The following is an 11,953-nucleotide window of genomic DNA, read 5'->3' as shown; positions in this document are numbered from 1 at the left end:
CATTCGCACCAAAAAAGCCCATATTCAAATACAGGCTAATTTAGTAATATCAACACTTCAATAGGTTGATATTTTTTTATTTTCACTTTTTTAATTAACATTCGGAACATCAGAAATAAATTATATCTATCTGTATCTTCCATATTTTCAAGTACTTCTTTTAAGATTTTTATATTATCAAGCTTTTCTTCGCTTATTGTTTTATCTTCTATTATTCTGTCAATATCGGCTATAGATTCTTCAAAGACTTGCTTTCTGCTTTTTAATTCTTCTAGTTTTTCATTTAACTCAAGTTCACTTATCAATTCTTTTGCAAATAATTCTAAATATTTAGTTCTTTCCCTGTCTATTTTCTTAATCTGCTTATCCAAATTTTCTTTATCTTTTAAATATTTTTCCAGTTTAGGCTTTTCATTTAAAAATTCCAATTCTTTTAAATTTAACAGTTTATGTATTATGAAATTCTCCGCTTTGTTTACAGAAATTGTTTTCTTACATTTCTCACATCTGTAATTAGTGTTATTTTTGAACATTTTACCACCGCAAGGACATTCTAGGATTCCTGTAAAAAGAAGTTTATTTTCAGAAGGCAATACACGTTGTTTAAATAGCATTTGCTGTTGCACTTCTTTAAAAACTTCATCGCTTATTATAGCTTCATGATTTCCCTTGAATATTGTTACTTCTTTATTTATTTTTACTTCGCCTGTATTAATATTATTTTCTTTTCTGCCGTACATAAGATTTCCTATATAAAATTCATTTTTTAGAATCCATTGTATTGAAGCTGGCTTTCTTTTAAAGATTTTTGCCGTTTCACTGATACTTCTAGTAGATAAATAAGTATTGAATATGCTTATGACATCCTCTGAAGTTTCAGGATCTATTACAATGTTGTTTTGTTCATCTTTTTTATAACCGAGTGGAACTGTTCCACCTTGCCATATTCCAGCTTTTGCCCTTGCCCATTTATTTGATTTTATTCTCATTGATATTTGTTTTCTTTCATAGTCGGCTAATACTGCAAAGATTTGAAAGAATAACATTCCAGTAGGAGTTGTTGTATTTATTTCAGATTGTGAGATAGAAACAAATTTTATATTGCTTTTCTGTAATTCTAAAACAAAATTTAACATAGTCAGAGTTACACGGGATATACGGGAACTTTCATAAACTACAAGTACATCGAAAGATTTTTTTTGTATTTCTTTCTGTAGTTTAAGAAAGCCTTCACGATTGTCATTTCCTCCACTTTCTACATCCTGTATAATTTCTTTTAATTTATATCCGTTCATTTTACAAAAATCTTCGCATTTTCTTATTTGAAATTCAAGTGAACGTCCTTCTTCCTGCATTTCAGTACTAACTCTGGCATATATAATTGCTTTCATTTATGCTCTCCTTTTATCTTGTTCCGCCTTGATTTTATATAAAAGTTTTAATATTTTTTCTTTATTTTTCATATTTATCTCCCCTTTTTTAAGCAATTTTCAGTCCTGAATCTTCTGCAACTGAGATTGCTTCTTCTAATATCTTTTTTCTTATTTTAGAAAATTTTGTGACTAATGTTTTAATATACATCTTGTCTTTTTTATTAAGTTTCAATTTTTCTGAGTAGATGCAATCTCTTATTGTGTCATAGCAAGCAATTATTCTGAAAGCTAAAGTAAAAGCTTCTGTTATCTCTTTGCAAGGACTTTTTATATAATTTCCAAATTGTTTTATCAAATCCCTGTAAAATAATGCATGAGTTAGTTCAAAAACCTTTATAACTTTTTCATTTTTTAAAGGCTCTTTATCCTCGATATTAAATAACCTCTCCAATGCTCTGTCAGTTCTATTTATTATGTCTGACCATTCCGGGAATCCGTAATCTAACAACATATAATTAATATGGTCTACTTTTCCTTTTTCTATCTGCCTTTTTATTTTAAATTCTGTCATAAACACTTTCATAACTGTATGAAGTGCATAATTGAGAACATAATAACTGTAATTTTCTTCAATTGTTTCTTCAATTATTTTTTTCTCTTCAGCAGATAATTTAATTTTCTTTACTTTCAACTTCCTAGCCATGTTATTCCTCCAGTAATTCTAACAGTTCCACATTTTCGTGCTGATTCCCTATTACTTGAAAATGGATACATTCATTATCGATTTTGATTTTATATTTTTCTAATAAATAAGCATGCTTTCCCTGAAATTTATTTTCTTCAAAATATAAATCTAATTGTATTCCTTTTACAACTTTAAAACCTTTTATTATTGAGCTATACTCTTTTTCATCATACCCAAACCCAATAAGTTTTAGGTAATAATCTCCATCTTCTGAACAATCTATAATGACATCTCCTTCGTATATCTCTTTTTTATATTCATCTTTTTGACCTGTATACTGCATTAATTCTACATCTTCAAAAATCATTCTTCTTAAAAGATATGCATCAATAATTTCATTTTTTTCAAGATATTGCATTGATTTATCTGTAAAATCCATTGTTTCAACATTTACCATTTTATTTTCTTCTTTGAGCCAAGCTCTAAACTTTATTTCTCTACTCATTTTCATTCCTCTTTTCAAATTCTCTTAATTCTTTAATTGCAAATAATTTTTTTAACCTTTTTCCCTCTTTTACATAGCTTTCTGCCAGTTTAGTAGAGATGTATAAGTCGCCATAACCAACAAATACATCTATACTTCTAACATTATTTACAATTAAATATCTTAATCCTTCTTCTTTTTTCTGATTTTCTTCTTTATTAAAAGAAAAACTTCTGTAATATATTATTACTTTATCTTCTTTTACTGTTTTTGCTATTTCTATGTTGCAGAAAAACCCTTTTCCTATTTCATTTTCTTTGCTTTTTATATAATCAAAAAATTTACTCATTATTTTCCCTCTTTTCGTGCCATTCAAGGCTACATTTTTTCATGTATTCAGCATATTCCAATGCTTCTGCTTCTGTTTTAAAGTGATTTCCAATTTCATATTTTTTGTTGCTGTAACAGTTATGATTATCTCTGATCCAAGTTGTTTGAAAAAATTCATTCATGTAATAATAAATCTTTCCATATTCTGCCCGCCATCTCTTTTTAATTCCATATTTTTCATTGATACCTTTTATTAATTTTTCTAATTTTTCTTTTTCAAAAGCACTTAACAAATAATTCTCATCTACATAAAATTCAAAACATACTCTTATTATATTTGCATTACTATTTTTTAAATATTCAAATTCAAATCCAGGCTCTAATTTGTTTTTTATAACTCTCCATGCCCATTTGTCAAAAACGGGCTGGAACTCTATTTCAAGTACTGTTTCTTTTTCCATTACTATTATCCTCCAAATTCAATTTTTATTTTTCCTATTTCTTCTTTGATTTCTTCCAGTTCTTTTTCTTCCTTGAGTAAAAGAGCATTAAGTAAATCAAAGATTAAATCCATTGATTCTGTATCTTGAAACACGAAATCATTTCCAATGTAGCAATTTTCATGCTTTTCTCCAACTCTTATTATTATTTGAGTTGGAGAAGTCATGTTAGTGTTTTTCTTCCTGCTTAGATTCCGTTCAATCTTTTCTTTATCTCCAAAGAGACTGTCTATTTTTTCTTTTTCTTTTTGTGTCATTTAAATACCTCTTTTATTCCAATAATTCTAATTTTATCCCACTTTTTTCGCCTTTTTTTAACCCCTCATTTAATTCTTTTTCCGACATTTTAAGATATTCCCTCGCTTTAGTTTTACTTCTAAAAATCATGATAGTGCCATCTAAGTAAAAACTTGCTTTTATTCTTACACTACTTTTTATAAGTCTTTTATTAAATGCATGATTATTATTAATTTTATGATCACACCATTCTAAATTTTCAATAGTATTATTTAATTTGTTTCCATCTTTATGGTTGATACAATTATACTTGTTTGGATTTTCAATAAATGCCGTCGCTACTAATTTATGTATACAATGCTTTCTTCCTTCTAAGCTCACATGATAATATCCGTGTGACCCTATGCAAGTTTTCAATATCCTTTCTTTACAAGTTTTATGAGTCTGTTTAGGTGCTGTTGGTTTAATGTTCCTTGAAAGGCTTTTAACACGACCTAAATTACTAATTTTATATTTACCCTCATATTTTTGAATATCTTTCCAAATTTCCATATTAACCCCCCCTTAATTAAAAGGAAAATCATCCTCCAAATCTTCCTCGCTTCTGACATTACTTCTTACATTTTTGTTATTTTCTTCGCTCTTAGCACTGTCTACAAACTCGAACTTGTCTACAACTACTTCAAAGGTGTTCACTCTTTGCCCCTCTTTGTTATTGTAACTTCCAGTTTGTATTCTACCTACAATCGCTATTCTTTTTCCTTTACTCAAGTACTCCGCTATTGTCTCAGCTGTTTTTCCAAATGCCAAACAATTGATAAAATCTGTTTCATCTCTTTTAAAATCTCTTGGAACAGCTATTGAGAACTTGCTGAAAGCTGTCCCGTTATTTGAGTATTGCAGTTCAGGGTCTCTTGTTAGTCTTCCCATTAATATAACGTTATTCATGCTAAGCACCTTCTTTTTCTAATTTTTTAATATTGTTAGCTAATTCGCTGACTTGTTCATTAGTCAACTCCTCAACATCTAAAACTGTGACACCTAATAAGAATTTATCTATGTCCTTTTGATATTTTGTTGTCATTTTCGCTATATATTTTAATCCACGTTCTCTTCTTTCATCTGAACTTAGTTTCTTAACAATTGGCTTATTAATCTCTGTTTTATCTTTATCAATAGTGGCATTTATAGCGTCATCTTCCACTATTTCAAGGGCATTACAGTAACAATATCTTTTTAAATAAGTATGTGTTGACCCTATCATTTGTAGTCCATTCTGTCCTTTAAGGACTATTTCGGCTTTTGGAGTTGTGAATGTTACTTGTTCATCTATTTTTTCGGCATTAATTATTGTTAAAATGCCCTCATTTTCTAATAAATCAAATTTAGAAAATAATTTTAATTTATTGAAAATCTTATTTATTTCAGGTAGAAAATCCTTAAGTTCAAAATACTTGAAATCTGCGAACTTATTATACCCTCCCATTTTCAGATTCATTTCCTGCAATTCAACTCTTGCAGCTTGTATTTTTTCAAATATATTCATTCAAATAAACCTCCATTTTTATAGTATTTATACATTTCGTTCATTTGTTGCTCGCTGTATCTGTCATTTTCCTCTTTCAATTCTCTGTTGAGTTCCTGGAGCTTTTCTGCTGTATTTTTCAGAAATTCAACTTCTTTATTGTTCTTTTCAATTATCTTAAATTCAAATCCTTGATACATCTTATTCCTCCTCACTGGTAATCAACTTATTAGTTGACTGTTTATTTTTGAAATTCTGCCAATGTTTTCTTCCAGCTATCTCTGTAATATCTCATTGACTTTAGCACCTTTTTTACTGTTTCCTCTTCGGAAGTTCCTAGAAAGGATATTATTTCATCCTGTATTTCCTCTACTTCTTCTTTTAGTTCAAGTATTTTGTCTATTTTTTTCATTTGTTCTCCTATTTTTTAAGTGTCCACTTTTCCTTTTTAGCTGTCTCAAGCACATGGTATACTTCAGACTCGCTTATCTTACATCTGTTTGCTATTAATTTCGTCTCATAAGGCAATAAGCATCGCCCTCTGAGATAAGCTATTGATAAGCTTAAGTCGTGTAAAGTCTCAAGGAATGTTTCTTTTATATTTTCTAACATTTCCAACACCTACTCCCATGTTTTTCTATCAAATGCCTTGCCGAAGTAAAGACAAGTTAATGATATAGTCATTAAGACAAATGCTGTAAATAAGTTACCAGCTCCACCTGTTGCAAATAATGCGGCAATTCCTATTCCTGACAATGTTCTTCTTTTTCTCATTTTATTCTCCTACCTCTCTTATTTTTTCTTGCAGAATTTCAAATGTTTTTTCAATATTTTCATCTACTTTATAATTAAAAACTATTTCATCATCAGCATACCTCGCTGGCTTATTTTCTCTTTTTCTTTTAAAAATTCTTATCCAGAAACCATTTTCTGCAAATTCTATTGTCAAAGAGACTTGTTTATTCTGTTCTCTGACTTCTATAAATTTTTCAAATACCTCTTTTTCTTTATTCATAAATTCCTCCTAAGCTATTTTTTTTGAAGTGTAAACTATAACTTCAGTTCTATAATTTTCTTCGTACCAGTCAATTCCACCGCCTTCTTCTTCGTAAGGAATTGAATCATAAATTTCTTCCTCACGTTCTTCTGAGAAGTTTTCAATACAATCTTTAAAATGTGCTACTTCTTCTTCAGAATATCCGTCTTCTTTAAGTTCTACTAAGAAGTTATTTAGTTCTTTTTCTGAATATTCAATTTCATAATTTTCATTAATTTCAAACTCATTTTCTGTTAGCCAATCGTGTGCTATATACTTCATTTCCTTTTTTTCTTTTTCTGTCATTTTATCTCTCCTTTTTATTGCACAAATGCAACTTAAAATACAAAAAAATATTATAAATTTCTCTATTGCAAGATTAGTGTATCACATAAATTGCAATAATGCAAGAGAAAAATAAAAATATTTTGCATTATTGCAAAAAAAATAAGTTATAATATAGTAAATAAAAGAAAAATAGGAGTAAAAAAATGGAAGATAAAGAAAAATTAAGAAAAATAATAGGCGATACAAGAAAAGAAAAGAACATAGCAAGAGATAAAGTATCAGAGTTATTGAAAAGAAAAGGAGTTGATTATGCAGAATCCTCGCTATTAAGATATGAAAATGGACAAATAAAAACAATAAGAGCAGAAGTCATCAAAGGGCTATCTGAAATACTAGGTTTGAATGTTGTAGAAATGTATAAATTGGCTGGATTAATTGAAGAAAAAGATTTTCCTAAAAAGGGCAATGCAGAACCTTCAAACGTAACAGATGAAAAATTTGAAAGTTTTGTGACAATACCGCTTTACGGAATGGCTTCAGCTGGAAATGGGCTTATAGAATCTGAAGAAAGCAACATCGAGTATATAAATATTCCAAAACTTAATGGTAATGTTAAGAAAAGTGACTTTGCCACAAGAGTAAAAGGCGACAGTATGGAGCCTTACTATCATCACGGGGACATAATAGTTGTGGATGTGTCTAATCAGGATATAAGAACATTAAACGGGAAAGAAGCACTAATATTTTATGAAGATAAGAAATATCTGAAAATTGTGTATTTTGAACCAGGAACAGGAAATTTATTTTTGAGATCATATAATGCAGCATATAGCGACATAAAAGTTGAAAACAGAGAAGTGGAAACATTATCATGCAAAGGAACAGTCAGCATGGTAATAAGTATGAGAAATAGAAAAATGATATAAAAGGAGAGAATTATATAATTTTGAAGAAAAATAGGGAAAATAAAACTGTAGTTTGGTCGAAAAATTAGAAGGAGAATTTATGGGCAAAAAAGAAAAAGAGTATGAAAAAGTTAACAAAAAAAATGAAGAGCAGCAAATCATTAAGTGGCATAAAAGAATAAGTAAAAAAAACGATGGAATCTTCTATATAAAAGCGTTCAAAGGGGCGTTGTATGTTATAAATATCTGTATAATTTGTTTAAAATATGAAAATATAGATGTTTTTATAACATCACTTTTAATCACTTTTATCAGTTTTGGTGTTAATTTTATTGAAAAATTTAGGGACAAAAAATATGAAGAAAGTATTTATACAAAAATAGGATTCGTATACCCAATGATGTCAATCTTATTGTTGACAATATTGCAAATTGTAGGTATAATACAACTAACAAAACTTTCAAAAGAGGTATGGCAAATTATAGCTTATGTTATAACAATATCTTTATATACATTCGTTTTCTTTGATTTTGGTTTTATGCCATATCCAAATAAAAAAGGAGCTAAAAAGCGATGATATTAACAGGAATAATTATTTTTTTATTTTCTTTTGTTTTAGGAAAAATAGGAAAATTTTTTGTTATAAAAAAAGTTTATAAAATAAAAAAATTTGATTTAATTTCTTTTTTGATTGCGTTTGTTTTATGGGAGCCTCTTATAATGTTAGTTTGCTATATGTTGTCGATTGATTTTAAAAAAAATAAAGAAGAACGTATAAGAGAATTAACTGTTCTGAATCAATTTACAGAAAATACAAAATATGAATTGGCGAGTATAATATTTAAACCTCAATATTTGTATTTTATGTTCGAAGGTGCAAAAGATGAAATAACGAAAGATATGTATGATTTGTGTTTAAAAATTAAAAAAAATAGAAAAAATAGAAAAAAAATATTATTACAACAGATAAAAAGAGAAACTAACTTTAGAATAAATAATTTAAATTTGCAAAGAGCCTAATGGCTCTTTTTTCTTTGAAATTTCTTTCAAATGAGGTATAATATATTAAAAATTTAAAGGAGTTGATTAGATTTGAAAAAATTAATAACTATTTTTTTGTTTATTTGTTCGTTTTCAAGTTTTTCTTTTATTGAGAAAGAAGTTAAAGTTTACAGTGAGTCAATGAAAAAAGATATTCCAGTGACTGTAATTTTACCTAATGGGTATTCTAAAGACAAAAGTTATAGTACAATATATACATTACATGGTTGGACAGCTACAAATAGATCTTTTTCGGATAATACATCTATTGGACAACTTTCTGATAAATACAGTATTATTTATATTTCTCCAGACGGAGATAATAATAGTTGGTATATAGACAGCGAAATAAAAGAGGATTCTAAATATACAACTTTTATTTCAAAAGAACTTGTAAATTATATTGACACTAACTATTCAACTAAAAAAGATAAGAAACAAAGGGCAATAACAGGATTTAGTATGGGGGGCTATGGAGCTTTGTATATTGGTATAAAAAATCCTGATATTTTTGGAAATATAGGAAGTATGAGTGGTGGAGTAAATCCTGAAAAGATTAAAAAAAATTATGAGATAAAAAAAGTAATGAATGGAAACTGGAAAAAATACAATATAAAAGATATAGCATATTTTGCTAAAGACAAAAATTTTAATATAATTATAGATTGTGGAGTCTCTGACTTTTTTATTGAAATGAATAGAGAATTACATAGCAAATTAATAAGTTTAGATATAAAACATGATTATATTGAAAGATTTGGCAGTCATGATTGGGGTTATTGGAATAATTCATTTGAATATCAAACATACTTTTTTTATAAAAATTTTTCTAAAAATATAAATTAAATTATAAAAAAGGAGTTTTTATGAAAAAATATAGTCAATTTGAAATATTTAGATTTATTGGTGCTTTCAGTGTTCTTTTTTTTCATGTGGTTAAATTTGATAATAATATTCCAGTTATATTTAAGAATGGTCCTATATGGGTCTATTTCTTTTTTCTGCTTTCAGGTTTTTTATTATCATATTCATATTCGAAAAGAGAAATTAATATAAAAAAATTTTATTTAACAAGGCTTTTTAAATTTTATCCTTTATACATTTTTTCGTTGATATTATTGTTTAAACTTAGCGGAAAAATGATATATCATATATTTTTGATTCAGTCCTGGGTTTTTGGAAAAGCATTAAATTATAATTCATCTGCATGGTATTTATCAACATTTAGTTTTTTAATAATAATATTTCCGTTTTTAAAAAAAATTCAAGAAAAATATCCAAAAATGTTTTTTTCTATTGCAATTTTATTAAATTTTTATACATATTATGTGTATATTTCTTTTATAAATTATTCTAATATAGACTTTATACATCATGCTATTAATTATTTTCCATTAATGCATATTGCAACATTTGTATTTGGAATGGAACTGTCAAAACAGGTTAAAAAATTAAAATCAAAAAAATATTATTCTTATATTGTTGTTTTATATTTTATTTTTTTGAGTTTATTTAACCAATATAACGTTAAAATTCCGTATGTTTCTACTTTGGTTACTTTGAGTTTTTTTCCTTTAATAGTATTTTTAATTTTAGATGATGGCATTGTAAGTAGTTTTTTAGGGAATAATTTTTTTGTATATCTAGGAAGTCTAAGTTTTTCTATATATATTCTCCATATTCCTATGTATTTTTTATATGAAAAATATATTTCAGAAATAAATAATTATGAAAATTTTATAATTTTTTTTATTTTAATAATTATAATCTCAAATTTCACAAAATATTTTATAGAAATTAAATATTATAACTTTCTGTGCAAAAAATATAATGTTTGAAAAAAGACTCACAAGGAGTCTTTTTTTATTTTATTTCTTCTTGCATTAATGCAAGAAATATGGTATATTATTTTTGAGGTGAAAAAAATGAATAAATACAAGGATATAAGAAAAAAGATGATAGATAAAGATTTGACTTGGAATAAAATAGTTGAGAAAAGTTCTTTATATACATCAAGCTGGGGACTAAGGCTAGCTATAAAAAATAATGACAAAAAAGCAATAAGAGAAACTGAAGAAACAATAGCTAGTTTCTAATTTTTTAATGCTCTTTTTCTTGAACTAATGCAAGAAATCTAAAAAATTTAAGTAACAGATGTGAGAGAAGTAACTCGTTAAAACTTTTAATTTTAAATCCTAATTTTCTATTTTTAAAATGAAAACAAGTGGAGCGTTTACAATTCGACAACCGTTTACGATAAAACGGAAAGGGAGCATTGGAGAGCTATAACATCACGACAGAAGTTAAAGTCGTTAAAAACTTGCTGGCACAGACTCCTATAAAATTTTTATTGTTTGATTCTGATTTCTTTTTAACTTGTGCCAGTTGTTATGGACAGTTAGCCTAATGGTAAGGCAGCAGTCCTGAATGGTATGTTGATGGAGACAATAAAAATGGAGAAAGCAACAAGGCAGGGAAAGCATTTTTTGATACAGATCACAATTTCAAAATAGCAGAATTTATGCACTTCTGTTCGAAAATGCTTATAAAAGAGCCAAAAGAAAAAGGAAAGTCCCCTTGTATGATTGTATTTTGTGCATTCCAGCAAATGCAAATGGTAATAGAATATGGGAAAAAATACGGATTCAATAATCATATACCGTTAATCTTTATTAAAAATAGTAGCCCACAAGTTTTAAAAGCTAACATGAAAATAGTTGGAGCTACTGAATATGTCCTCGTTCTTTACAGGGAAAAATTGCCAAAATTCAATAACAATAAAAAAATGATATTAAACTGGTTTGAATGGCAGAGAGATAATCCTGAAAAAGTAAATAAAATACATCCGACACAAAAACCAGTAAGAGTTTTGAAAAAGTTGATTGAAATTTTTACTGATGAAAACGATGTTGTCATCGACCCAGTTGCTGGAAGTGGAACAACTTTGAGAGCTGCAAAAGAGCTCAAAAGACATTCTTACGGCTTTGAAATAAAAAAAGACATGTATAACTTAGCTTTAGAAAAAGTTATCAATGTCAAAGAGAAAGTGAAACAAATGGAATTATTTCAATAAAAAATCGGACTAGATAGCCCGATGTCGAATGACTTGTTAAAATCATTCAGAAATTGTAGTAACTATATTATAACACAACTAGGAACAAATTGCAACATTTCAAAACACACGGGAGGAATAAATGATGAGAGATATAAGAACTAAAAATTGGTTTTGGATTGAAAATTCTTTGATTGATAGAGAAGACTTGGAAGCATATGAAAAATTAATATATATGGCTTTAGTGAGATATGCTGATAATGATGGAAAATGCTTTCCAGGATTAGAACTTCTTATGAAAGTTACTGGAATAGGGAGTAGAAAAACTTTGACTAAATATTTAAGAAGCCTTGAAGAAAAAAATTTGATTGAAATAAAAAAAAGAACTGGAAAAGGGAACATTTATTTTTTAAAAAATGTAACTGAGGAACCAGGGGCAAAAGTGACCGTAGGTGCAGAAATGACCAGGGGCAAAAGTGACCGTACACCAGGGGCAA

The 11,953-nt window shown here is 27.6% G+C and carries 22 protein-coding genes and 1 pseudogene; 8 read left to right on the top strand and 15 right to left on the bottom strand.

Translation table 11 applies throughout. The features are described from left to right. Positions 1 to 35: 35 nt before the first annotated feature. From HMPREF1984_RS06275 to HMPREF1984_RS06215, 15 genes are all read right to left on the bottom strand, one after another. Positions 36 to 1,391, bottom strand: a complete 1,356-nt coding sequence (locus HMPREF1984_RS06275; RefSeq protein ID WP_021767093.1) for a recombinase family protein — start codon at positions 1,389 to 1,391, stop codon at positions 36 to 38. A gap of 88 nt (positions 1,392 to 1,479) precedes the next feature. Next, the gene (locus tag HMPREF1984_RS06270; protein WP_021767092.1) at positions 1,480 to 2,076 is read right to left on the bottom strand and encodes a hypothetical protein; all 597 of its coding nucleotides are present in this window, start codon (positions 2,074 to 2,076) and stop codon (positions 1,480 to 1,482) included. A 1-nt stretch (position 2,077) separates the two neighbouring features. After that, a complete protein-coding gene (locus HMPREF1984_RS10945; protein WP_051314481.1) occupies positions 2,078 to 2,563 on the bottom strand; it encodes a YopX family protein in 486 nt (161 codons plus the stop codon). Further along, the gene (locus tag HMPREF1984_RS06260) at positions 2,556 to 2,891 is read right to left on the bottom strand and encodes a hypothetical protein (protein ID WP_021767090.1); all 336 of its coding nucleotides are present in this window, start codon (positions 2,889 to 2,891) and stop codon (positions 2,556 to 2,558) included. Before HMPREF1984_RS06260 ends, HMPREF1984_RS10945 begins: the two co-directional genes overlap by 8 nt. Then, on the bottom strand, positions 2,884 to 3,333 hold the full coding sequence (locus tag HMPREF1984_RS06255) for a hypothetical protein (RefSeq protein WP_021767089.1): 450 nt from the start codon (positions 3,331 to 3,333) through the stop codon (positions 2,884 to 2,886). The genes HMPREF1984_RS06260 and HMPREF1984_RS06255 overlap by 8 nt, the downstream gene beginning before the upstream one ends. A gap of 5 nt (positions 3,334 to 3,338) precedes the next feature. Then, entirely contained in the window at positions 3,339 to 3,629 is a 291-nt protein-coding gene (locus HMPREF1984_RS06250; protein WP_021767088.1) for a hypothetical protein, read from the bottom strand. A gap of 13 nt (positions 3,630 to 3,642) precedes the next feature. Next, complete coding sequence (locus HMPREF1984_RS06245) at positions 3,643 to 4,161, bottom strand: NUMOD4 domain-containing protein (RefSeq protein WP_021767087.1); 519 nt, start codon at positions 4,159 to 4,161, stop codon at positions 3,643 to 3,645. A 12-nt stretch (positions 4,162 to 4,173) separates the two neighbouring features. Further along, positions 4,174 to 4,557, bottom strand: coding sequence for a single-stranded DNA-binding protein (locus HMPREF1984_RS06240; RefSeq protein ID WP_021767086.1), 384 nt, complete (start codon positions 4,555 to 4,557; stop codon positions 4,174 to 4,176). A 1-nt stretch (position 4,558) separates the two neighbouring features. Further along, positions 4,559 to 5,155 carry an ERF family protein gene (locus HMPREF1984_RS06235; RefSeq protein WP_021767085.1) on the bottom strand — a complete coding sequence of 199 codons (597 nt, stop codon included), beginning with the start codon at positions 5,153 to 5,155 and terminating at the stop codon, positions 4,559 to 4,561. Next, the gene (locus tag HMPREF1984_RS06230; protein ID WP_021767084.1) at positions 5,152 to 5,334 is read right to left on the bottom strand and encodes a hypothetical protein; all 183 of its coding nucleotides are present in this window, start codon (positions 5,332 to 5,334) and stop codon (positions 5,152 to 5,154) included. Before HMPREF1984_RS06230 ends, HMPREF1984_RS06235 begins: the two co-directional genes overlap by 4 nt. A gap of 41 nt (positions 5,335 to 5,375) precedes the next feature. After that, complete coding sequence (locus tag HMPREF1984_RS11350; RefSeq protein WP_021767083.1) at positions 5,376 to 5,546, bottom strand: hypothetical protein; 171 nt, start codon at positions 5,544 to 5,546, stop codon at positions 5,376 to 5,378. Between the two features lie 8 nt (positions 5,547 to 5,554). After that, on the bottom strand, positions 5,555 to 5,755 hold the full coding sequence (locus tag HMPREF1984_RS06225) for a hypothetical protein (protein WP_021767082.1): 201 nt from the start codon (positions 5,753 to 5,755) through the stop codon (positions 5,555 to 5,557). Continuing rightward, a complete protein-coding gene (locus HMPREF1984_RS11345; RefSeq protein ID WP_021767081.1) occupies positions 5,756 to 5,908 on the bottom strand; it encodes a hypothetical protein in 153 nt (50 codons plus the stop codon). 1 nt (position 5,909) lies between these two features. Next, positions 5,910 to 6,149, bottom strand: a complete 240-nt coding sequence (locus tag HMPREF1984_RS06220; RefSeq protein WP_021767080.1) for a hypothetical protein — start codon at positions 6,147 to 6,149, stop codon at positions 5,910 to 5,912. Positions 6,150 to 6,158: 9 nt separating this feature from the next. Then, the gene (locus HMPREF1984_RS06215) at positions 6,159 to 6,476 is read right to left on the bottom strand and encodes a hypothetical protein (RefSeq protein WP_021767079.1); all 318 of its coding nucleotides are present in this window, start codon (positions 6,474 to 6,476) and stop codon (positions 6,159 to 6,161) included. Between the two features lie 185 nt (positions 6,477 to 6,661). Between HMPREF1984_RS06215 and HMPREF1984_RS06210 the strand changes: the two genes are divergently transcribed. The 8 genes and pseudogenes from HMPREF1984_RS06210 to HMPREF1984_RS06175 form a co-directional block, all read left to right on the top strand. Next, complete coding sequence (locus HMPREF1984_RS06210) at positions 6,662 to 7,384, top strand: S24 family peptidase (protein WP_021767078.1); 723 nt, start codon at positions 6,662 to 6,664, stop codon at positions 7,382 to 7,384. A gap of 79 nt (positions 7,385 to 7,463) precedes the next feature. Then, complete coding sequence (locus HMPREF1984_RS06205) at positions 7,464 to 7,940, top strand: hypothetical protein (RefSeq protein ID WP_036100034.1); 477 nt, start codon at positions 7,464 to 7,466, stop codon at positions 7,938 to 7,940. Further along, positions 7,937 to 8,383, top strand: a complete 447-nt coding sequence (locus HMPREF1984_RS06200; protein ID WP_021767076.1) for a hypothetical protein — start codon at positions 7,937 to 7,939, stop codon at positions 8,381 to 8,383. The genes HMPREF1984_RS06205 and HMPREF1984_RS06200 overlap by 4 nt, the downstream gene beginning before the upstream one ends. Positions 8,384 to 8,455: 72 nt before the next feature. Further along, positions 8,456 to 9,250 carry an alpha/beta hydrolase family protein gene (locus HMPREF1984_RS06195; protein ID WP_036100033.1) on the top strand — a complete coding sequence of 265 codons (795 nt, stop codon included), beginning with the start codon at positions 8,456 to 8,458 and terminating at the stop codon, positions 9,248 to 9,250. 20 nt (positions 9,251 to 9,270) lie between these two features. Then, complete coding sequence (locus HMPREF1984_RS06190) at positions 9,271 to 10,242, top strand: acyltransferase (RefSeq protein WP_021767074.1); 972 nt, start codon at positions 9,271 to 9,273, stop codon at positions 10,240 to 10,242. 87 nt (positions 10,243 to 10,329) lie between these two features. After that, a complete protein-coding gene (locus HMPREF1984_RS06185) occupies positions 10,330 to 10,500 on the top strand; it encodes a hypothetical protein (RefSeq protein WP_156894254.1) in 171 nt (56 codons plus the stop codon). Between the two features lie 392 nt (positions 10,501 to 10,892). Next, positions 10,893 to 11,477 (top strand): annotated as a pseudogene (locus tag HMPREF1984_RS06180) (site-specific DNA-methyltransferase); the annotation flags it as partial. A 124-nt stretch (positions 11,478 to 11,601) separates the two neighbouring features. Then, a partial coding sequence (locus HMPREF1984_RS06175; RefSeq protein ID WP_198011765.1) for a helix-turn-helix domain-containing protein occupies positions 11,602 to 11,953 on the top strand: 352 nt, incomplete at its 3' end.

Source organism: Leptotrichia sp. oral taxon 215 str. W9775, from assembly GCF_000469505.1.
GTDB lineage: Bacteria > Fusobacteriota > Fusobacteriia > Fusobacteriales > Leptotrichiaceae > Leptotrichia_A.
This window is presented reverse-complemented; position numbering and strand designations above follow the sequence as displayed.